The organism is Actinobacillus porcitonsillarum (assembly GCF_003101015.1).
Lineage (GTDB): Bacteria > Pseudomonadota > Gammaproteobacteria > Enterobacterales > Pasteurellaceae > Haemophilus_A > Haemophilus_A porcitonsillarum.
The window spans coordinates 1,394,176-1,415,331 of record NZ_CP029206.1; the positions used below are offsets into that span (position 1 = coordinate 1,394,176).

Below are 21,156 nucleotides of genomic sequence, written 5' to 3' on the forward strand. Positions count from 1 at the left end.
AGATGAATATATTAGTCACACGTCCTGATGAAAGAGGACAAGAGTTAGTTGATTTATTGCAACAGCAACAAATTTTTGCCATTCATCAACCTCTTTTTACTATTGAAAGTGGGCGAGAGTTGCCACTTCTACCTTCGTTATTTAGCCAACTTAATGAAGGGGACTATGTTTTTGCGGTCTCTAAAAATGCGGTAGATTTTGCACATCAAACGATGACACAAACAGGTTTTAAATTTCGTTCAGATTTGCATTATTTTTCTGTGGGACAGAGAACGGCAACCTATTTCGCTGGTAAAAGCGAACAAGCGGTAAAATATCCGATCTGTTTTGAAAATAGTGAAGGGTTGCTAGAATTACCTGAAATGCAAAATATTCAGGGGAAAAATATTGTTATTCTACGTGCTGAAACCGGTCGAGAATTTTTTGCAAAAGAAGCGGTAAAACGTGGTGCAAGCGTGCAAAACGTAGAGTGTTATCGCCGTGTGCCGAGTGCTGAAAATTTATCAGAAAAACTCAGTTTAGCAAAACGAGTAGGCATTGATACGATAATTGTAACAAGTAGTGAAATACTGGCTTCGTTGATTGAAAATACGGTTGATGAAGATAAAGACTGGCTTCTCAGCTGTAAGCTCATTGTTATAGGGCATCGTATTGCAACAATAGCTAAACAGAGTGGTTGGGGAAGTGATAAAATTGTGGTATCGCCTAAAGCCGATAATCAAACAATTCTAGCAGTTTTAACAGAATTGCAATAATTCCCGCATAAAATGGTGGGAACAACCTTAAAAATAGAGGTAATTATGTCAAAGAAAAAAGTTATTGATGAAACAGTAGAACAAGCGGTTGAAACTTCAGAAAATTTTGCAGAAGAACTTGCAAAACAAGAAGAAAATACGACCGCTTCTGAACCCGTTTCAAAACAACCTGAACAAGTGATTGTTAAAAAAGGTGGGACAGGGATTGCTTTATTGGCCCTATTAGTTGCATTAGGTATTGGTGGTGCCGGTTACTACTTCGGTTCACAAAAATTAGTTGAGGTAGAAAATCAGCTACAACAATTAGCCCAAAAGACTTCACAACAAGCGCCATTAGAGCAGGCTTCTTTTGATAAAGAAAAAGCACAAATTAATGAGTTAGCGACAGCTTACGAGAAAGCGCAAGCTCGTATTGCCCAATTAGAACAAGAGCAATCTTCCTATTCGAACCAAATTGTAGGGCTTCAATCTCAAATTCAACGTTTGGGAAATAATGCACCACAAGTAGACTCAAGTGCTTGGGTATTATCAGATGCGAACTTTTTATTAAATAATGCAGTAAGAAAGTTAGTCGTAGATACGGATGTTGAAACGGCAAAAAGTTTATTATTAGAAGCGGATAGTGTATTAAGTAAAATTGCTAATCCACAAATTACCTTAGTAAGAAATGCGATTAAGGCTGATTTGGTAAGTTTGAATAATGTTAATCAAGTGGATCAAAATGCATTAATGCAACGCTTAACAACGTTAGCAAATAGTTTAGATGATCTGCCAATGGTGGATAATGATGCACAAGAAAATCAAAGTTCGGAGAATGTCAGTGATTCGATTGATGATTGGCAACAAAACATTGAAAAAACAGCAAATTCTTTCTTAGATAAATTTATTCGTGTGAGCGATAAAAATAAAGCAGAAGAAAAAGTCTTTATTGCACCGAACCAAGAAGTTTATTTAAGAGAAAATATACGTTTACGTTTACAAATTGCGATTTTAGCGATTCCTCGTCAGCAAAATGAGCTCTATAAGAAATCATTAGATGCGGTAAGCACTTGGATTCGTAGCTACTTTGACACACAAAATGAGAATGTGAAAAACTTCTTAAAATCACTTGATGAATTAAGTGAGCAAACAATTTACATTGATGTACCTGAAAAATTACAAAGTGTCGCTGTTCTTAACGATATTTTGAAGAAAGAACCTCAAAAAGTAGAAAAAATTGAGATTAAAGAAGAAAAAGCATTAGTTGAACCGGCTGTTGAAGCCCCTAAAGTGGAAGACGTTGCAACACCAACGGATAAACCGGCAGAAGCACCTGCTGCGGTACAACAATAGGAGGCAACTATGTTTCGTGTTCTTTTCTTAATGTTATTAGTGCTTGCTGCACTTATTGCAGGGCCTTATTTGGCAGGTCATCAAGGTTATGTCCGTATCGAAACGGATACAAAAGTTATCGAAATGAGTTTAGTTATGCTCGTGGTATTTTTTGTATCTGCAATGGCGGTTTTATATGCTGTTGAATGGGCGATTACTCGTTTTTGCCGTTTAAGCAAAGGTTCTTACGATTGGTTCTTTAACCGCAAACATAAGAATGCTCAGCAAGAAACCTTAGAAGGTTTAATGCGCATGAGTGAAGGGGATTATTCCAAAGCTGAAAAATTATTTAGTAAAAATGCCAAATATGCAGATGAACCAGTATTAAATCTGATTAAAGCGGCAGAAGCAGCGCAACAACGAGGCGATGATTTTGAAGCAAATCGATATTTAATTGAAGCAAGCAAATTAGGTGGCATGAATAATGTTGCGGTGGAATTAGCTCGAGCGAAAATTTTAGTTCAACAAGGCAAATTACCGGCAGCACGTAGTGCAATTGATAGCTTGCTTGAATTAGCTCCGAATAATACAGAAGTATTGCGTTTAGCAATCCGTATTTACCAAGATTCAAAAGCATACATTGCTTTAGATAGTATTTTAGAAGCAATTGGTCAACGTAGTTTCTTATCAACTGAAGAATATGAAATGTTAGAACATTTTGTCGATGATGGATTACTTGATGAAGTTATGAATGAAACCGGACAAGATGGCTTATTACGTTGGTGGGAGGAACAACCAAGTCGCCGCCGTAAATCGGTTTATGCACGTGTTGGCTTAATCAAACGCTTGATTGATAGTGATGATCATGAATCAGCACAAGAGTTGGCATTAGAAACCTTGAAAAAATACGAAGATGAGCAACTTGTTCCATTATTTGAACAACTTACTCGCTTACAAATTGATGAAAATGCTAAATTAGTTAAAGTGTTAGCAAAACGTGCTTCAAAAGCGGAAACAAAATATACGGATGATTATGCGAGAGCATTAGGCTATATTTATGCGCGCGAAGGACGATTTGAACAATCTAAAGCGCAGTTTATTATCTTGCTTGACCACGAAGAGTGCATTGCAAATGACCGTATCATGGCGCTTTATGTGGCAGAGCGTACGGGAGACCTTGCATTAGCAGAACGTATTCGCCAAATTAACTTAAAAGAAGTTAATTTGAAAGATGCAAGTCAAGAGCCTGTGGTTGCATTGATTGAGCATACTGATAATTAGGTTTAATCCATAGAAAAAAGCCGTTTTATACTTTTGTGTAAAACGGCTTTTCGTTTATTGACTAATAGCCAGTTTGGTTTTCAAACCAACTTTCTAAAATTAAGCAAGCTGAAATGGCATCGACTTTGCCTTTTTTTAATGCTTTATAGCCACCTCGGGAAAAAATTTCAGCTTTAGCTTCTACGGTGGTTAAGCGTTCATCTTGCAACTCAACGGGTAAATTAAATCGCCCATTTAATCGGTTAGCGAACTTTTTAGCACGTTGCGTAAGGGGTTGCTCCGTTCCATCCATATTGAGAGGTAATCCGACAACTAATACATCGGGTTGCCATTCTTGAATAACTTTTTCAATTTGTGCCCAGTCCGGAATACCGTCTTGTGCTTTAAATGCGGGTAAGCCTTGTGCGGTGCCGGTAATACTTTGCCCAACAGCACAACCAATACTGTAAGTGCCAAAATCAAAAGCAAGAACCGTTTTTGTCATCGCTTTAATTCCTCTTTTTTTAATAATAAATGATAATAATCCCATGCAAAATAACGACCGGGATCTTGCTTTCTACCAGGGGAAATATGCTGATGTCCGGTAATTCGATAATCCGTAATCAATGGATATTCCGCTTGAATAGTACGAGTTAATTTTGCCAAAGTTTGATATTGTGCTTCTGTAAAAGGTTGGTTATTCGAACCCTCTAATTCAATGCCGATTGAAAATTCATTACATTTCTCACGTCTTTCAAAGCAAGATAAACCTGCATGCCACGCCATCTGGTTGAAATTAACATATTGCGTAACTTCACCTTGACGATTGATTAAGCAATGAGCAGAAACTCGGAGATCTTTGATTTCTTGAAAATAAGGATGCACATTGGGATCTAATTTCCCTTGGAAAAAGAGATCGATAAAATTTTCGCCAAATTGTTCAGGTGGTAAGCTAATATAATGAATCACTAAGAGTGAAATATCTTTGGGATCAGGTCGCTCATTAAAATGAGGGGAGGCGACTTGCCTATGTTCAGTAAGAACACCATCTTTTATTTGCATTTTCTTCTCGTTGCATAAGGGATTTATGGTAGAATTTTAGCAAAATTTTACCGCTTATACAGCGATAACAGTAAAAAGAGAATTTGTATGTTAAGTTACCGCCACAGCTTTCACGCTGGAAATCACGCCGATGTTTTAAAACACATTGTGCAACTCCTTATTTTGCAATCATTAAAACAGAAAGAGAAAGGTTTTCTCTATTTAGATACACACTCTGGTGTAGGTCGTTATAGTTTATTGAGTGCCGAGTCAGAAAAAACAGGGGAATATTTAGAAGGGGTTGCTCGTTTATGGGAACGAAATGATCTCCCTGAAGAAGTTGCGCTTTATATTGATGAGTTAAAGAAAATTAATCGTGGCGAAAAATTAAAGTATTATGCAGGTTCGCCATTATTAGCGGTGCAACAACTTAGAGAGCAAGATCGTGCGATTCTTACGGAATTACACCCCAATGATTTTCCACTGCTACGCCAAGAATTTGCGAAAGCCAAAAATGTAGTAACGAAGCGAGAAAATGGTTTCCAACAATTGAAATCGGCATTACCACCGAAAGAACGCCGTGGTTTTGTGCTGATTGATCCCCCTTATGAACTGAAAGAAGATTACGAGTTAGTGGTAAAAGCGATTGAAGAAGGCTACAAACGCTTTGCTACAGGAACCTATGCAATTTGGTATCCTGTGGTGTTACGCCAGCATACCAAAAGAATTGTTCGTGGCTTGCAAAACACAGGAATTCGTAAAATTTTACAAATAGAGTTAGCGGTACGTCCTGATTCAGATCAACGAGGCATGACGGCAAGCGGTATGATTGTGATCAATCCACCTTGGCAACTAGAAGCTCAAATGAAAAAAATCTTGCCATATTTAACCGAAGTGCTTGTGCCAGAAGGTACTGGTAGTTGGACGGTTGAATGGATTACGCCTGAATAAACATGATTATTTTAATAAGCGGTTATTTTTAATCAATATTTTGCAATTTTGGGAAGAAAACAATGGAACAATACAAACACGATTTTATTGAATTTGCACTAAGCCGTAATGTCTTAAAATTTGGCGAATTTACTTTAAAATCCGGCAGACAGAGCCCTTATTTCTTTAATGCCGGATTATTTAATACTGGGCGTGATTTAGCAAAATTAGGTGAATACTACGCTCAGGCTATTCAAGCCAGCCAAATTGATTATGACGTATTATTCGGACCAGCCTATAAAGGGATTCCAATTGCAACAACTGTCGCTGTTGCTTTAGCAAATCAGTTTAATGTGGATAAACCTTGCTGTTTTAACCGTAAAGAAGCGAAAGATCACGGCGAAGGCGGAAATTTGATTGGTAGCCCATTAAACGGAAAAATTCTGTTGGTGGATGACGTCATTACTGCAGGTACGGCAATCCGTGAGTCAATGGAAATTATCAATGCTAATAATGCAACCCTTGCAGGTGTGATGATTGCGTTAAACCGTAAAGAGAAAGGCAAAGGCGAACTCTCTGCTATTCAAGAAGTTGAACGTGATTATGGTTGCAAAGTCTTTTCCATTATTGATTTTGATGATTTAGTTCAATTTATTGAAAAATCAGATAAATATGCCCCTTATTTGGCTTCAATGCGAGCTTATCGTGAGCAATATGGCGTGTAATCATGACTCTTGAATTGTCAAACCAAGTGCAACGATTTTTTGAAGTAAACTTCATAAGGTGTTTTCCAACCTAAACATTTACGTGGTCGTAAATTCAGTTTATTGATCACCTGTTGAATATCAACTTCGCTCCACTGATTGATGTCTTGGTGCTTCGGAAAGTATTCACGAAGTAACCCATTTGTATTTTCATTCGTTCCCCGTGTCCACGGTTGATGCGGCTCGGGGAAGTAAAATTCTACACCCAGTGCTTCTGTTACCAAACGATGTTGGGCAAATTCTTTACCACGGTCTGGCGTAATTGACCGCAATATATGTGAATCCAGCAATTCAATCATGGCTTTTTGGACTGCTTCGGCTTTTTTGGCAGGAATTTTCTTCACCAACTCAAAACGACTTTTGCGTTCCGTCAGCGTCAGCAAACAAGCTCCACCCGCTTTACCCAGTACGGTATCGGCTTCCCAATGTCCAAAGCGACTGCGATTTTGCGCCGAAATGGGACGGTCGTTCAAATGGTTGGATATCTGAATTTTGCCACGTTTTTCATGATGATTTTTTGTATGCCGTGTTTTGCCTTTGTGGCGCAGTTTGCGACTGGCTTTGCGTTCGCCTATATCAAACAACCCTGAATAAATACCACGATAAATGGTTGAATAACTAATGGATAATTCAGATTTTTCCAATTTTAATCGTGCGCTGATTTGTTCGGGCGACCAGTTTTCTGTCAGAAACTTTTCTTGCACCAAATTGAAATATTCAGGCTGCTCTAATTTGCGCTGTGCTTTGCTATTTTGACGATGCTTCAAATAGCTGTTTTGTGCGTTCGTTGCACTGTAGCTTTCTAGAGCGTGTCGTTTCAGCTCGCGAGAAATGGTGCTGGAGCTACGTCCCAGTGCTTTGGCAATTTCTGCTTGTTTTTTGCCCTGTGCGAGTAAAATCATTATCTTTTCTCGCTCGTTTATTGTAAGATGTCGGTAGGAAGTACTCATCATTTGGAAGTGGTTTTTGTGTGGAAACAAAATTATATTCTAGTTGATGAGTACTTCTTTTTTTGTTGCACTTGGATTGTAAATTCAGCCTAATAAAATAACCGCTTGTTTCTATAATTTAAACAAGCGGTTATTTTTTTATCTTTTTTACAATATGAAATTCATTCATATTAAAAAGGAAAATAATTCAGCGGCTAAATATAGCCTTTTTATTGCCGAAGTGAAAAGATTCCCTTAGGATTAAAGACACAAAATTAAACCAATAATAAGGAGAATAAAATGGCTAAAACATTACCTTTACATGCAGATACCGTTGGATCGTATTTACGTACAGATGCTTGGAAACAGGCTCATGCAGACTATAAAGCAGGTAAAATTTCATTAGAAGCCCGTGATGAAATTGTTGAGCAAGAGGTTAAAAATTTAGTTGAAGCACAATTAGCCGCCGGAATTCAGGTGGTTACCGATGGTGAATTTCATCGCTCTTGGTGGCATATTGATTTCTTAGAAAATTTAAACGGCATTGAAGGTTATGTGCCAGAAAAAGCCTATGCATTTAAAGGTGTAGAGGTTCGTCCTTATAATACTCGTTGTTGTGGTAAAGTTTCTTGGAATCCAAATCACCCTTTTATTGCGCATTTTAAAAAGTTTAATGCGATTGTTGCAGGGCGAGCTGTGGCGAAATTTACTATTCCGAGCCCAAATCAATTGATGTACCCAATTCAATGGGATACCGGTGTTTATGCAACACGTGAAGAATTTGCCAAAGATGTACAGCAAGCTTATAAAGAGGCAATTAAAGCATTTTATGAAGCCGGTTGTCGTTATTTACAAATTGACGATGTTTACTGGGGTTCACTTTGTAACAATTACCAGCAACCGACTTTTGAAGCCGATAAAGCACAAGCGGTGGCAAACATTCAGGCTATTTTAGCCGATAAACCGGCAGATTTAACCATTACAACACACGTTTGCCGTGGTAACTATAAATCTTCTTATCTTCTAAGCGGAGCTTACGATCCTATTGCTGATGGGTTATTTGCCCAAACCAATTATGATGGCTATTTCCTTGAATATGATGATGAACGTTCCGGCGGTTTTGAGCCTCTCAAACATTTTGCTAATAATAAAGGGCGAGTTGTATTAGGCTTAATCAGTTCTAAATTCCCTGAACTTGAAGATAAAGAACAAATTAAAGCCCGTATTTTGGAAGCGGCAAAATACGTGCCATTAGAGCAACTTTGCTTAAGTCCACAATGTGGCTTTGCATCTACTGAAGAAGGAAATATTATGACCGAAGCCCAACAATGGGCAAAAGTCCGCCATGTGGAAGAAATTGCTAAAGAAATTTGGGGCGAAGATTAGTTAAAAGAGTAATAAAAAAGACCGCTTGTGGAGTGCAGAGCAGAACGACAAGCGGTCTTTTTTTTAGCTTATTTTTGCATATTTTTTCTGGCGTTCAGCCAACCATTCGGAAAGAAAAAGTGCCAATAGCGAAATCGCAATAGCAACAGCACAAAGGCGTGCGGCGGCAAGTTCACCGTTTGGCGTCTCGATAAAGGTAAATAATGCAGCCGGAATGGTTTGTGTTTGATTTGGTATATTGGAGACAAAGGTAATTGTTGCACCAAATTCACCTAGCGAACGGGCAAAACCTAACACCGCACCGGCAATAATTCCCGAAAATGAAAGGGGAAGATTAAGGGTAAAAAAGACCTTAATCGGCGTTGCGCCTAAGGTTCTGGCTGCTTGTTCCAGCTTAGGATCAATCGCATCAAAGGCTAAGCGGATAGAACGAACCATAAGCGGAAATGCCATAACCATTGAGGCTAATACCGCTCCTTTCCAAGAAAAGCTAAACGAAAAGTGAAACCACTCCCATAGGTATTGCCCAATAACGCCTCGTTTTGCCATTGAGATTAAAAGTAGATAGCCAATTACGACTGGGGGAAGTACCAAGGGTAAATGCACGATGCCATTGAGTAAATTTTTCCCCCAGAAATTTTTACGGGAGAGAAGCCAAGCAATCCAGATCGCAAAAGGTAAGGCTAGGATAATCGCAATAGAAGCGACTTTTAAACTCAAGAAAATGGCATTGAGTTCTTGTTGTGAAAATGTCATCATCAGAAAACCAAGCAAGCGGTCGTAAAATATTTTAAGATTACGACCGCTTGTATTTGTTGAGATTATTGAACAGGGTAGAAACCGGCAGCTTCAAATTTTGCTTTAGCTTCAGGGGTTTTTAAAAAATCTAAAAATTTCTTCGCTTCAGGCTTGCTACTAGTGGTTGCTGCAGGGTAAACCACTTCGCCATAGCTCTCTTGAGGGAACACCGCTACAATTTTCACTTTATCTGCGGATACTTTTGCATCCGTCGAATAAACAATACCTAAAGGCGCTTCATTGCGTTCAACAAAAGATAACGCATCTCGCACATTTTTCGCTCGAGCAAGTTTGTTTTCAACATCGCCCCATACTTTGTAGTATTCAAGTGCTTTCTTCGCATATTTACCTGCCGGAACGTGATCTGGATCGCCCACAGAAAGATAGCTGTCGGCTAATTCTTTGCTGAAATTCACAGATTGAATATTCTCAGCTTGAATTTTGCTGGAAATAGGTGCAATAAGTACAAGATCATTTTTGACTAATACTTCAACATTTTGGGTTTTGCTTGGTTGTTTTTCTTTAACGTAGTCCATCCATTTCGTATCTGCGGAAATAAACACATCGGCAGGCGCATCTTGTTCAATTTGTTTAGCTAAAACAGAAGAAGAAGCAAAAGAGAAGGTAACTTTATCTTGAGGATATTTTTGTTCGAAATCTTTATTGATTTCTTGCAAAACGTTAGTCATAGAAGCCGCTGCGAATACGGTAATATTTTCTGCAGAAGCGGTGGTTGAAAGTAAGGCAAAAGCACTTGTCAAAGCAAGTGTGGTTAATGTTTTTTTCATACTAAGTTCCTTAAATAATTGGCACGAGAGAACAACGGGCAAGATAATCCTAATTTGGCAAAATCTCTCTCGTGCAATCCGTGGCAATGAAATTAGGAACGTAATCCTACCCCCTTCTCAATCAGTGAGAAGGCAACCCAGTATAACACAATTGTAAAACAACCCAATACGATAAATGTATAAATGACAGGAACATCACTAATGCCTAAAAAACCGTAACGGAAGCCGTTGATCATATAGACAATTGGATTGAATTTAGATACCTGTTGCCAGAATTCAGGTAAAAGCGAAATCGAATAAAATACACCACCTAAATAGGTTAGAGGTGTCAATACAAAGGTTGGAATTAACCCAACATCGTCAAAAGATTTCGCAAAAATCGCATTGATTAAGCCGCCTAAAGCAAAGCTGATTGTTGTGAGTAATAAGGTAATCAGAATAATTGCCCAAGAATGAATATCAAATGACACAAAACAAAGAGCAACTAACATCACGAGAATACCAGCCAAGCCGCCACGCATTATGCTCCCTGCAACATATCCCCAAATAATATCGTGGCTAGAAAGCGGCGAAACGAGTAATTCTTCGTAGGTTTTGGTAAATTTGCCTAAAAAGAAAGAGGACGCGGTATTAACGTAAGAAGCTGTAATTGCTGTCATCATCACTAAACCGGGCGCGATAAATTGCATATAGCTGACGCCGTGCATATCGCCGATTCGCCCACCAATCAATTTCCCAAAAATCAAAAAATAGAGTGTGGTTGTAATAATTGGAGGGACGAGCGTTTGCTTCCAAATACGTAGTACTCGGCGAGATTCTTTGGTTGCAAGGGTTAAAAAGCCTGTTAAATTCATATTAGTTTGCCATTTTCATAAAAAGCTCTTCCAAGCGGTTGGATTTATTTCGCATGCTTAACACTTCAATATTATGTTGAGCCAGCTGCTGGAAGAGATTAGTTAAACCTTGTTTACGTTTAACTTCAACTTCAATTGTATTTTCATCTAACCATTGATATTGATAATGCTCAATGACAAGCGGTTGATTTTTCTCTGAATGTTGCAAATCCAGCACAAAAGTTTCAGTTTCCAATTTAGAGAGCAGGGTTTTCATCGAAGTATTTTCAATGAGTTTTCCATTTTGAATAATGCCGATATTACGGCATAAATTTTCCGCTTCTTCCAAATAATGGGTCGTCAGAATAATGGTTGTGCCTTGTTGATTGAGTTCTCGAAGAAAATCCCAAAGCGAACGGCGAAGTTCAATATCGACCCCTGCTGTTGGTTCATCAAGTATGAGAAGTTTTGGTTGGTGCATTAACGCTCGGGCAATCATCACTCGTCTTTTCATACCGCCGGAAAGTTCTCGGGTAAGATGATGACGTTTTTCCCATAAGTCGAGCTTTTTCAGCCATTTTTCAGCACGGATTAAGGCTTCCTTCAGTGGAATACCATAGAAACCGGCTTGTTGAGTGAGTACATCAATTACTTTCTCAAACTGGTTAAAATTAAACTCTTGAGGAACTAAGCCAATTTGTTGCTTTAATTGCACTTTTTGGTTATCTAGGTCGTAGCCAAAAACCTTGACCGTACCGCTGGTTTTATTCACTAAGGAGCTAATAATACCGATAGTCGTTGATTTCCCTGCGCCATTATGTCCGAGGAGCGCATAAAAATCGCCTTGTTCAACGATAAGATCAATGCCTTTTACTGCCTGAACACCAGTCGGGTAAGTCTTTACCAAATTTTGGATTTCTAATGCGTACATAGCTTTACTTTGTTTTTATATGTGCCTTTGGATTAGCAACGGCACGAATGGTAGATTCATCGATTTCAGCATCAAATGCTTGTCTGAGTAACATTAGCTTTTCATCTGAAAAAAGCGCATTTTTAGCATCTACGGTTAATTGTTCAAAAATAGCTCGGCGAATTTCAAGGGGCGTTTTGTTTTCAGCACTTTCGCCAAGCGTTAATTGATAAGTAAAGCCCTTTTCTAATAATGCTGTTGCAAGGCTTTGACGAGATTCCAGATTGTCTAAATGTGCCATAGCTGGTTTGAGTACTAAATGTAATTCGTTATTTTGGGTATCACTTAAATAGCTATTTAAGGCAAGCTGACGAGATAATCCGCCTAATGCTAATTCATTGACTAATTTACACCATTTATCTTGTTCACAAGAGAGTGAGATTGTTTTTTCAACCAGCTCAGGCGTTCTTTCTTGTAAAATCGCTTGTTTGATATCAGAAGGTTTAGCACTTTCGTCTTGATTTTCTAATTCGGGATTAAGCCAAGTCCAGCGATATTCTTCATCGCTTGTTGGCTTAGCGATCGCAACCGGTTTAGCGTTCGCTTTTTCTTGCGTTGCTTGTTGTTGTGCAACGGCTAAATTCATAAAACGTTCTTGAAGATTAGCCGGTTGCTTATTCGTATTGATTGGTTTAGGTGAAACTAACTCAGGCTTTTTTTTTTCTGTTTGATCGAGCTGAGCTTGCGTTTCTTGTAACTGTTTACGAGCCTGCATTGCGGCCAATGCAGCTGAAACGCCTTGCGCTGGCATTTCAGTTGAAATCGGCGCACTTACATTTGATGAAGCGGTCGGGTTTTGCGATGCTTTTGCAATATGTTCATTATTTTGAACCGCTTGTTTTGGCGAAGACTCTTTCGCTAAACGCTCACGTAATTGAGCTATGTTATCCTGTGTAGTACGTGTCGGTTGTTGAGTAATTTGTTGTGGTGCAACGCTGCTTTGAGTTTGCTGAGGCGCAACATTCAGGTTAATGGCTTCTGTACGCTTAGGGTGGAAAGCCAATGCTCGTAAGAATGTCATCTCAACACCTGAACGCTGTTCAGGGGCGAGAGGAAGTTCTTTTTTGCCCATTAAAATCACTTGGTAGAAGAATTGGATATCCTCCGGTGCCATTTGTTTGGCAAGAAAATGGATTGCACTCTCTTCTTGCTCGGCAGATTTGACCAATTGTAACATAGCAATTTGATGTAGCACATCTGCAACATCGTTAAGGAGTTGGTTCCAATCTACCCCTTTTTCGGCTACGTTTTGGATAACAGCCATAACTTTTTCGCCATCAGCATTAGCAAGTGCCATAATCAGCTCAAGCGGTTGATGATCATCAATTAGCCCAAGCATTTGGCTGACCGCAGAAAGCGTTATATTGGCATTACTTACAGCAATAGCCTGATCAGTTAGACTGAGTGAATCTCGAATACTACCTTCAGCCGCTTTTGCTAATTTTTCGATAGCCGCCGTTTCATAGGGGATTTGCTCTTCTTTTAAGATAAATTCTAAATGATGAGCAATTTGCGTTTGATCGAGCGCACGCAAATGAAATTGCATACAGCGAGAGAGGATCGTAATCGGTAATTTTTGTGGATCTGTGGTTGCCAGCAAAAATTTGACATATTCAGGAGGCTCTTCAAGGGTTTTTAATAACGCATTGAAGCTATGACGAGAGAGCATATGCACTTCGTCAATCAGGTAAACCTTAAAACGCCCAACGGTAGGTTTGTATTGAACGTTATCTAATAATTCACGAGTATCTTCAACTTTGGTACGTGAAGCCGCATCAATCTCAATCAGATCAATAAAACGCCCTTCTTCAATGGCTTTACAGTTAGCACATTCTCCGCAAGGCGTAGCCGTAATACCGGTTTCGCAGTTTAGTCCCTTGGCAAATAAACGAGCAATAGAGGTTTTGCCGACACCACGAGTACCTGAAAAAAGATAAGCGTGATGAAGCCTGCCTTCTCGTAAACCATTTTCGAGGGCAGATAAAACATGTTGCTGTCCAACAACTTCAGAAAAACGTTGTGGGCGCCATTTACGGGCTAAAACTTGATAACTCATATTTTGGAAAATTAATGACCTTCAAAGCTCACTAAAGTGAAAGAGTTAATACCTTCTTGCTCTAAGCGTTCTTTACCACCTAAATCAGGTAACCAAATCACGAAAGCAGCGTGCTCTACTTTACCACCTAAACGACGAATGAGTTTTGCAGTGGCATCAATAGTGCCGCCGGTTGCCAATAAGTCATCAATCATTAACACATTATCTTGTGCATTGATTGAATCGGTATGAATTTCTAACGTATCTTCGCCATATTCTAAAGCGTAAGATTGCGAAATCACTTCACGAGGGAGTTTTTTCGGTTTACGAACCAATACAAAAGGCACGCCTAACGCTAAAGCCACGGGTGCACCAAAAATAAAGCCACGAGATTCTGTGCCTACAATTTTTGTAATGCCTTTATCTTTAAATTCCGCCACGATCGCATCAATGGTTGCTTGGAATGCCGCCGGAACTTCAAGTAATGACGTGATATCACGGAAAATAATGCCTTCTTTTGGGTAGTTAGGAATAGATTTGATAGACGATTTAATTAAATCTAATTGGTTCATTTTTTAACCTTTTATAAAAAACAAAATAACTTAAGGAATTTAGACAAAAATGATCAAAAAAACAAGGAATATCGTTGATAAATTCAAAAAAATAACCGCTTCATCTCCAAGCGGTTATTTTTTCAACGTGGTTTACAAGCATTTAGCCGGTTTGGGTAAACCTGCAATTTTTGTCGCTTGCTTAGCCGGTCCATCAGGAAACAGTCGTTGTAAGTAACGGCTATTGCCCTTTTCTTCGCCAAATTTTTGCGACATCGCTTTAACCAACATTCGAATTGCCGGCGAAGTTTTGTATTCTTGATAGAAATCTCGGACTAACCAGATAATTTCCCAATGTTCTGCCGTTAATTGAATTTGCTCTTTTTCGGCAATTTTTTCAGCTAATTCAACCGACCAGTCATCAAGATTTTTAAGATAGCCACTTTCATCTGTTGGGTAGTTGGTTTGGTTTAACTCAATGGTATGCATAAAATAAAAAGTGCCACAGCTGTGGCACTCTCCGAAAATTTAAGGATTAGTCATCGCTACCTAATACACCAAAGATTTGTAAGAAACTTACAAAGAGGTTGTAAATAGATACGTATAAATCGACAGTTGCACGAATATAGTTAGTTTCGCCACCGTGAATAATATTGCTGGTTGCTAATAAAATTGCACCGCTTGAGAAGATAACAAATAATGCACTCATCGCTAAACTTAATGCTGGAATCGCTAGGAAAATATTAGCGATAATGCCAACTAAAAGCACAACAAATAGTGCCATCATCATACCACCTAAAAAAGACATATCTTTTTTCGTGGTCAGTACATAAGCCGAGCAAGCGAAGAATACTAATGCGGTTGCACCTAATGCAAGCGCCACAACATCGCCTAATCCTGCACCTAAATAACGATTTAAAATAGGACCAAGGGTATAACCTAAGAAGCCGGTTAAGGCAAATACACTTAAAATACCCGCACCACTATTTGCGGTTGCATTGGTTAAAAATAATAAGCCATAAAAACCTACTAATAATCCCCACCAAGGTAGCGCAGGTGCATTCATTGTCATTGCAATAAAAGCAACTACCGCAGAGAAAGTGAGTGTCATACCTAATAAAAGATAGGTGTTACGCAACACTTTGTGTGTGCTGATTAAAGATTCACTACGAGCATAGCCCTGTGTTAAACGATTTTCCATATATTCTCCTAAGAAACGGAAAGTCAAAAATTCATTTGCTATTTATGGACGAAAAACCATAAATCAAGTGCAAAATTATCTGTAATTTCACGTAAAGTCAATCGAAAAATCAGTTTAAAATGTGATAAACTCTTCCCATAAATTTTCTTTCTGCAAGCCACAACAATGAAACTGAATTTTCCAACTTATTTAACTTTATTTAGGGTCGCTCTGATTCCGCTTTTTGTCGTTGCATTTTATCTGCCAACCCCTTATGCACCAGAAATTTCGACTTTGATTTTCTTTATTGCTTCTATTACCGATTTATTTGATGGCTATTTAGCCCGTAAGTGGAATCAAACCACGAGATTGGGCGCATTTTTGGATCCCGTTGCCGATAAAGTACTTGTTGCAGCAGCTTTTGTTTGCGTGGTTGAATATTACCATACATGGTGGATTACCATTCCGGTAAGCATTATGATCGGGCGAGAAATTATTATTTCTGCATTAAGAGAGTGGATGGCTGAAATTGGCGAAAGAGCGAGCGTTGCCGTTTCTATTTGGGGGAAAGTGAAAACAACAGCACAAATGTTGGCATTAGGCGGTATGCTATGGCGACAAAGTGAATTTATGGAAATTCTTGCCTTTATCTTACTTTATATCGCAGCGATTTTAACCATTTGGTCGATGTTACAATATCTACAAGCCTCAAAAGGTAGCTTATTAAAATCTTAAATACTTTGTAGGGACACACTGCGTGTGTCCGTCTAATCTTTATTTTACGCAGAAACGATATTCATCGGACACACGCAGTGTGTCCCTACAACTCTATGTCAAAATTCGATTCCAAACAATTTCTTGCCGATACACCACATAACCCCGGTGTTTATCGTATGTATGACGATAAAGGCACGATTATCTATGTCGGTAAGGCAAAAGATTTAAAGAAACGTCTGTCGAGCTATTTTCGTAGCAATCTTGCCAGCCGAAAAACCGAAGCTTTGGTCTCGCAAATTGCTCATATTGATACCACCATTACCCATTCGGAAACCGAAGCCTTACTGTTGGAACACAATTACATTAAGGAAAATCAACCGAAATACAATGTGTTGCTTCGTGACGACAAATCTTACCCTTATATTTTGCTCACCAAACACCAGCACCCACGTTTAGCCAGCTTTCGGGGAAGCAAAAAAATTGCAGGGGAATATTTTGGGCCTTACCCAAATGCCGGAGCGGTGCGGGAAACCTTAAATCTGCTACAAAAACTGTTTCCGATCCGCCAGTGTGAAGACAGCTACTACAAAAACCGTTCTCGCCCTTGTTTACAATATCAAATCGGGCGTTGCCTTGCCCCTTGCGTTGAAGGCGTTTATTCCCAACGAGAATACGATCAACAGGTGGAGTATGTTCGCTTATTCTTACAAGGTAAAGATCAGCAAGTGATCGAACATTTGATTAGCAAAATGGAAAAAGCAGCGGAAGATCTGGATTTTGAAGCTGCCGCTCGTTTTCGAGATCAAATTCAGCAGGTGCGAGCGGTCACTGAAAAGCAATTTGTATCGAATGAACGTCTAGACGATCTCGATATTATTTCGATTGCCTATCAACACGGCATCGCTTGCGTGCATATTCTGTTTGTGCGACAAGGGAAAGTGTTAGGTAGCCGAAGCTACTTCCCCAAAGTACCGAACCATACGGAACTTGCCGAATTGAGCGACACTTTTATCGGACAGTTTTATTTACAGATGAACCAACATCGCACCATTCCGCACCAAATCATTATCGATCACCCCGTGAGCGAAGTGGAAGCCTTAGAAAAGGTATTGTCGGAACAAGCAGGGCATAAAGTGAGTATTACCGATAAGGTGCGTGGCGAAAAAAGCCGTTATCTCGCCCTTGCCAAAACGAATGCAATGGCGGCATTGACCTTACAACTCAAGCAAGACGCTCGTATTCAAACCCGTTATGAAGCCTTACAAGCGGTGCTTTCTTTGCCAAAAATTGCAAGAATGGAATGCTTTGACATCAGTCACACGATGGGCGAACAAACCGTCGCTTCTTGTGTAGTCTTTGATGAAAATGGGCCGCTAAAATCCGACTATCGCCGTTTCAATATTGAAGGCATTACAGGGGGCGATGATTATGCTGCGATGGAACAAGCCCTGCTCAAGCGTTACGATAAACCGCTTCCGCCTGAAAAAATCCCCGATATTATCTTCATTGACGGCGGAAAAGGGCAGTTAAACCGAGCGTTAGACACCTTTGCCAATCTCAAAGTGGAATGGGATAAATCCAAACCGTTACTTATCGGCGTGGCAAAAGGTGTAGAACGCAAAGCAGGGTTAGAAACCTTGCTGATCAGCAAATGGGACAAGGAAATCCACTTACCGCCCGACAGCCCTGCGTTACATTTAATTCAGCATATCCGTGATGAATCCCATAACCACGCCATTAGCGGGCACCGTAAGAAACGACAAAAAGCCTTTACCGAAAGTGGTTTAGAATCCATCGCTGGCGTTGGGGCTAAACGCCGTCAAGCCTTACTGAAATATCTTGGCGGTATGCAAGGGGTGAAAGCAGCAACTTTAGAGGAAATTCAGTCTGTACCGGGGATTTCAGCAGCCCTTGCGGAAACGATTTTTGATACTTTACATCACAGTTAGCGGTGGTTTTCAATGCAAAGCATAGATGAAATTAAGCTCTATCGTTATCGAATTCCTTGTCAAACCGGTGTGGTACTGCGAAAACAGCCATTAGTTGAGCGACAAGGTTTTATCATTCAACTGGAACGTTCGGGAAAAATGGGGTTTGGCGAAATTGCGCCGTTGCCGACCTTTAGTGCCGAAACGCTAGAAATGGCGGAGCAGCAGTTAAAATGTTGGTGTCAAAGTCTTACGCGAAATGTGGAGGATTTATATCCTTCGGTGGCATTTGGATTGAGCTGTGCCTTAGCAGAATTAGAGGGGGATTTAGGCGAAGAAGGGGCTTTTGAATCTGCTTTGCTATGCGATGGAAATATGGCAGCATTTAAGGCGAAACTTGCACAAACAAGCTCATCATTAGCTAAAATCAAGATTGGTTTTGATGCTAAGCAAGAAGGGCAGTTGGCAAACAGATTATTAGCCGAATTCCCTCAATTACAACTACGCTTAGATGCCAATCGGGCTTGGCAGCTGGCGCAAGCGGTCGAATTTGCACAACAAATTGCAAAATCATTGCGTTCTCGCATTCAATTTATCGAAGAGCCTTGCCAAACCCCACTATTATCTCGCCAATTTGCGCAACTTACGGGGATTGCTATTGCTTGGGACGAAACGGTAAGAGAGGCAGATTTTTGTGTTAAAAAAGAACCTTATTTAAATGCGATTGTCATTAAACCTACCTTAGTCGGCTCTTTGGCTAAATGTATTGATCTTATTCAACAAGCACATCAGCAAGGTTTGCAAGTCGTCATTAGCTCAAGTATCGAATCCAGTTTAGGATTAAGCCAATTAGCCCGTATCGCCAAACAATACACCCCTAAAAGTGTTGCCGGCTTGGATACTTTGCATTTAATGAAAGTACAACTCGTGCGAGCTTGGAACGGCTCATCGTTACCACTAGTGGATCTACAAAGCGAATTTATTGAACCGATACCATTTGCGTAAAAATCAAGAAAAACGACCGCTTGTAAAGTGAAAAGCGTATAATGATATAAGACGATAAAAGGAAAAATAAAATGAGATTAGATAAATTTATTGCAGAAAATACGGGGCTCACACGTTCACAAGCCGCAAAAGCATTGAAAAGCGGTTTGGTTACCGTAAACCAAAAGGTTGAAAAAAGTGGAGCAGTGAAAATTACGGCTCAGGATGAAATTCACTATGATGGCGAATTATTGGAATGGATGGATGAAGGGCAATATTTTATGTTGTATAAACCGCAAGGCTATGTTTGCTCTCACGATGATGGCGAATATCCAACGGTGTTCCAGTTTTTTGACTATCCATTAATGACTAAATTACATACAGCAGGGCGTTTAGACGTGGACACAACGGGGCTTGTTCTGCTAACCGATGACGGTAAATGGTCTCATCGAATTACCTCGCCTAAACACCATTGTGAAAAAACATATTTAGTCACTTTAGCCGATCCGGTTGAGGATTTTTACGCTCAACGATTTGAAGAGGGGATTTTGTTACGAGGCGAGCGAGAGCCTTGTTTACCGGCAAAAATGGAAATTTTAGATGACTATAATGTGAATTTAACCATAAGCGAAGGGCGATATCATCAAGTTAAACGGATGTTTGCGGCATTGGGAAATAAAGTAGAAGCTCTACATCGTTGGCGAATTGGCGCTGTTGTATTAGACGAAGATTTACAAGAAGGGGAGTTTCGCCCTTTGAACGAAGATGAAATTGGGAGTTTTTAATGACTGAAAGAAAACCACATCCGTGCTTTTTTATTATTCTCGGGATGATGGCTATGTTGCCCCCTTTGGCAATTGATATGTATTTACCTTCATTCCTTGATATTGCACGGGATCTTGATGTTTCTCAAGAAAAAGTCCAAACGACACTTGCCGTTTTTACCTTCGGCTTTGCGGTTGGGCAATTGTTTTGGGGGCCTATAGCAGATAGTTTTGGGCGAAAACCGATTATTTTGATTGGCTTAACGGGTGCGGCTGTGGCTGCTTATTTCCTCACTCACGTAGATAATATTGAAACATTTTATGTTTTAAGATTGATCCAAGGCTTGTGTGGCGCGGCACCTGCAGTCGTATTAGGGGCTTTAGTGAGAGATTTATTTGATCGTAACCGATTTGCACAAATGATGTCGGTAATTATGATTATCTCAATGTTAGCACCTTTATTAGCACCGATTATGGGCGGTTATATTGCCAAATACTTTCATTGGCACTCTATTTTTTACACTTTAGTGGCAATGGGCTTAGTGAGTGTTGTTCTTGTTTCGTGGAAAATTCCGGAAACCTTATCTACAGAAAAACGCCAACCATTGAAATTCGGGCAAATATTAAAGAATTTTGCCTCTTTATTATCACATAAAGCAACTTTAGGTTATGTGTTAGTCGGTGGTTTAACTTTTGCAGGTATGTTTTGTTTTTTAACATCCGGTTCGTTAGTTTATATCGGCATTTATGGTGTGTCGCAAGAGTATTTTGGTTATTTCTTTATGCTGAATATGATTGTGATGGTATCCATGACGGCAATCAATGGTCGATTAGTTACCAAAATGGGATCTGAAAAAATGCTCCGTTTTGGCTTAACGATGATGTTATTGGCGGGTATTTGGCTTGCGATCGTTGCAACCTTTAGATTGGGATTTTGGGCAATGGTTGTCGGGGTGCCGTTTTATGTAGGTATGCTTTCAACGATTGGGAGTAATGCGACCGCGGCGGTGCTGGATCGTTACCCTCAAATGGCAGGCACGGCAAATGCTGTTGCCGGGGTTGCTCGTTTTGGTATTGGTTCATTAGTTGGCGCATTGCTTTCTCAAATTGCTGTAACCAGTGAAAAACCAATGCTTTATGCGATGGCGATGTGTGTAACATCAGCAGCAGTGATTTATTATTTTTGTTGTTATCGTTCGGCAGATGCGCAAAAAGTATAAAATAATATAGAA

The 21,156-nt window shown here is 39.7% G+C and carries 22 protein-coding genes; 11 read left to right on the plus strand and 11 right to left on the minus strand.

Annotated elements, in window-relative coordinates:
• Nucleotides 1-2: 2 nt before the first annotated feature.
• Genes DDU33_RS06820 through DDU33_RS06830 form a run of 3 tightly spaced genes read left to right on the plus strand, consistent with a single transcriptional unit; the run spans nt 3 to nt 3,347 of the window.
• Nucleotides 3-755: a uroporphyrinogen-III synthase gene (locus DDU33_RS06820; RefSeq protein ID WP_108923976.1), complete on the plus strand. Its 753-nt coding sequence runs from the start codon at nt 3-5 to the stop codon at nt 753-755.
• Between the two features lie 45 nt (nt 756-800).
• Nucleotides 801-2,087: a uroporphyrinogen-III C-methyltransferase gene (locus tag DDU33_RS06825; protein ID WP_005820801.1), complete on the plus strand. Its 1,287-nt coding sequence runs from the start codon at nt 801-803 to the stop codon at nt 2,085-2,087.
• 9 nt (nt 2,088-2,096) lie between these two features.
• Nucleotides 2,097-3,347 carry a heme biosynthesis protein HemY gene (locus DDU33_RS06830; RefSeq protein WP_108923978.1) on the plus strand — a complete coding sequence of 417 codons (1,251 nt, stop codon included), beginning with the start codon at nt 2,097-2,099 and terminating at the stop codon, nt 3,345-3,347.
• Nucleotides 3,348-3,408: 61 nt separating this feature from the next.
• On the opposite strand, the gene ruvX is transcribed toward DDU33_RS06830, so the two are convergent.
• Together ruvX and ampD are read right to left on the minus strand one after the other, a co-directional pair.
• A complete protein-coding gene (gene ruvX / locus DDU33_RS06835; protein WP_005820805.1) occupies nt 3,409-3,831 on the minus strand; it encodes a Holliday junction resolvase RuvX in 423 nt (140 codons plus the stop codon).
• Nucleotides 3,828-4,388, minus strand: coding sequence for a 1,6-anhydro-N-acetylmuramyl-L-alanine amidase AmpD (gene ampD, locus DDU33_RS06840; RefSeq protein ID WP_108923980.1), 561 nt, complete (start codon nt 4,386-4,388; stop codon nt 3,828-3,830). The genes ruvX and ampD overlap by 4 nt, the downstream gene beginning before the upstream one ends.
• 87 nt (nt 4,389-4,475) lie before the next feature.
• On the opposite strand from ampD, the gene DDU33_RS06845 reads away from it, so the two are divergent.
• Nucleotides 4,476-5,318, plus strand: a complete 843-nt coding sequence (locus DDU33_RS06845; RefSeq protein ID WP_005820809.1) for a 23S rRNA (adenine(2030)-N(6))-methyltransferase RlmJ — start codon at nt 4,476-4,478, stop codon at nt 5,316-5,318.
• A gap of 62 nt (nt 5,319-5,380) precedes the next feature.
• Complete coding sequence (gene pyrE / locus DDU33_RS06850) at nt 5,381-6,022, plus strand: orotate phosphoribosyltransferase (protein ID WP_108923982.1); 642 nt, start codon at nt 5,381-5,383, stop codon at nt 6,020-6,022.
• A 17-nt stretch (nt 6,023-6,039) separates the two neighbouring features.
• Here pyrE and DDU33_RS06855 read toward each other — a convergent pair whose 3' ends face one another.
• Nucleotides 6,040-7,014 carry an IS30-like element ISApl1 family transposase gene (locus DDU33_RS06855; RefSeq protein WP_012478345.1) on the minus strand — a complete coding sequence of 325 codons (975 nt, stop codon included), beginning with the start codon at nt 7,012-7,014 and terminating at the stop codon, nt 6,040-6,042.
• Nucleotides 7,015-7,290: 276 nt separating this feature from the next.
• Here DDU33_RS06855 and DDU33_RS06860 point away from each other — a divergent pair, with 276 nt between their 5' ends.
• Nucleotides 7,291-8,376 (plus strand): 5-methyltetrahydropteroyltriglutamate--homocysteine S-methyltransferase, encoded by a 1,086-nt coding sequence (locus DDU33_RS06860; protein ID WP_005820813.1) that lies wholly within the window; start codon nt 7,291-7,293, stop codon nt 8,374-8,376.
• A 63-nt stretch (nt 8,377-8,439) separates the two neighbouring features.
• On the opposite strand, the gene modB is transcribed toward DDU33_RS06860, so the two are convergent.
• The 8 genes from modB to DDU33_RS06900 all read right to left on the minus strand — a co-directional run bounded on the left by modB (nt 8,440) and on the right by DDU33_RS06900 (nt 15,552).
• Nucleotides 8,440-9,135, minus strand: coding sequence for a molybdate ABC transporter permease subunit (modB, locus tag DDU33_RS06865; RefSeq protein ID WP_108923984.1), 696 nt, complete (start codon nt 9,133-9,135; stop codon nt 8,440-8,442).
• 62 nt (nt 9,136-9,197) lie between these two features.
• Nucleotides 9,198-9,962 (minus strand): molybdate ABC transporter substrate-binding protein, encoded by a 765-nt coding sequence (gene modA / locus DDU33_RS06870; RefSeq protein ID WP_108923986.1) that lies wholly within the window; start codon nt 9,960-9,962, stop codon nt 9,198-9,200.
• A 92-nt stretch (nt 9,963-10,054) separates the two neighbouring features.
• Complete coding sequence (locus DDU33_RS06875) at nt 10,055-10,816, minus strand: ABC transporter permease (protein ID WP_108923988.1); 762 nt, start codon at nt 10,814-10,816, stop codon at nt 10,055-10,057.
• Between the two features lies 1 nt (nt 10,817).
• On the minus strand, nt 10,818-11,726 hold the full coding sequence (locus DDU33_RS06880; RefSeq protein WP_108923990.1) for an ABC transporter ATP-binding protein: 909 nt from the start codon (nt 11,724-11,726) through the stop codon (nt 10,818-10,820).
• Nucleotides 11,727-11,730: 4 nt separating this feature from the next.
• The gene (dnaX, locus tag DDU33_RS06885) at nt 11,731-13,821 is read right to left on the minus strand and encodes a DNA polymerase III subunit gamma/tau (protein ID WP_108923992.1); all 2,091 of its coding nucleotides are present in this window, start codon (nt 13,819-13,821) and stop codon (nt 11,731-11,733) included.
• Nucleotides 13,822-13,832: 11 nt separating this feature from the next.
• Nucleotides 13,833-14,372: an adenine phosphoribosyltransferase gene (gene apt / locus DDU33_RS06890; protein ID WP_108923994.1), complete on the minus strand. Its 540-nt coding sequence runs from the start codon at nt 14,370-14,372 to the stop codon at nt 13,833-13,835.
• A gap of 132 nt (nt 14,373-14,504) precedes the next feature.
• Nucleotides 14,505-14,840: a TusE/DsrC/DsvC family sulfur relay protein gene (locus tag DDU33_RS06895; protein WP_108923996.1), complete on the minus strand. Its 336-nt coding sequence runs from the start codon at nt 14,838-14,840 to the stop codon at nt 14,505-14,507.
• 46 nt (nt 14,841-14,886) lie between these two features.
• Nucleotides 14,887-15,552, minus strand: coding sequence for a Bax inhibitor-1 family protein (locus tag DDU33_RS06900; protein ID WP_005820827.1), 666 nt, complete (start codon nt 15,550-15,552; stop codon nt 14,887-14,889).
• Nucleotides 15,553-15,717: 165 nt separating this feature from the next.
• Here DDU33_RS06900 and pgsA point away from each other — a divergent pair, with 165 nt between their 5' ends.
• The 5 genes from pgsA to DDU33_RS06925 all read left to right on the plus strand — a co-directional run bounded on the left by pgsA (nt 15,718) and on the right by DDU33_RS06925 (nt 21,144).
• Nucleotides 15,718-16,266, plus strand: a complete 549-nt coding sequence (gene pgsA / locus DDU33_RS06905) for a CDP-diacylglycerol--glycerol-3-phosphate 3-phosphatidyltransferase (protein WP_005820829.1) — start codon at nt 15,718-15,720, stop codon at nt 16,264-16,266.
• 95 nt (nt 16,267-16,361) lie between these two features.
• Nucleotides 16,362-18,197, plus strand: coding sequence for an excinuclease ABC subunit UvrC (gene uvrC / locus DDU33_RS06910; protein WP_108923998.1), 1,836 nt, complete (start codon nt 16,362-16,364; stop codon nt 18,195-18,197).
• 12 nt (nt 18,198-18,209) lie between these two features.
• The gene (menC, locus tag DDU33_RS06915) at nt 18,210-19,181 is read left to right on the plus strand and encodes an o-succinylbenzoate synthase (RefSeq protein WP_108924000.1); all 972 of its coding nucleotides are present in this window, start codon (nt 18,210-18,212) and stop codon (nt 19,179-19,181) included.
• A 71-nt stretch (nt 19,182-19,252) separates the two neighbouring features.
• The gene (rsuA, locus tag DDU33_RS06920; RefSeq protein ID WP_108924002.1) at nt 19,253-19,945 is read left to right on the plus strand and encodes a 16S rRNA pseudouridine(516) synthase RsuA; all 693 of its coding nucleotides are present in this window, start codon (nt 19,253-19,255) and stop codon (nt 19,943-19,945) included.
• Nucleotides 19,945-21,144, plus strand: coding sequence for a Bcr/CflA family multidrug efflux MFS transporter (locus DDU33_RS06925; RefSeq protein ID WP_108924004.1), 1,200 nt, complete (start codon nt 19,945-19,947; stop codon nt 21,142-21,144). Before rsuA ends, DDU33_RS06925 begins: the two co-directional genes overlap by 1 nt.
• The last annotated feature ends 12 nt before the right edge of the window (nt 21,145-21,156 follow it).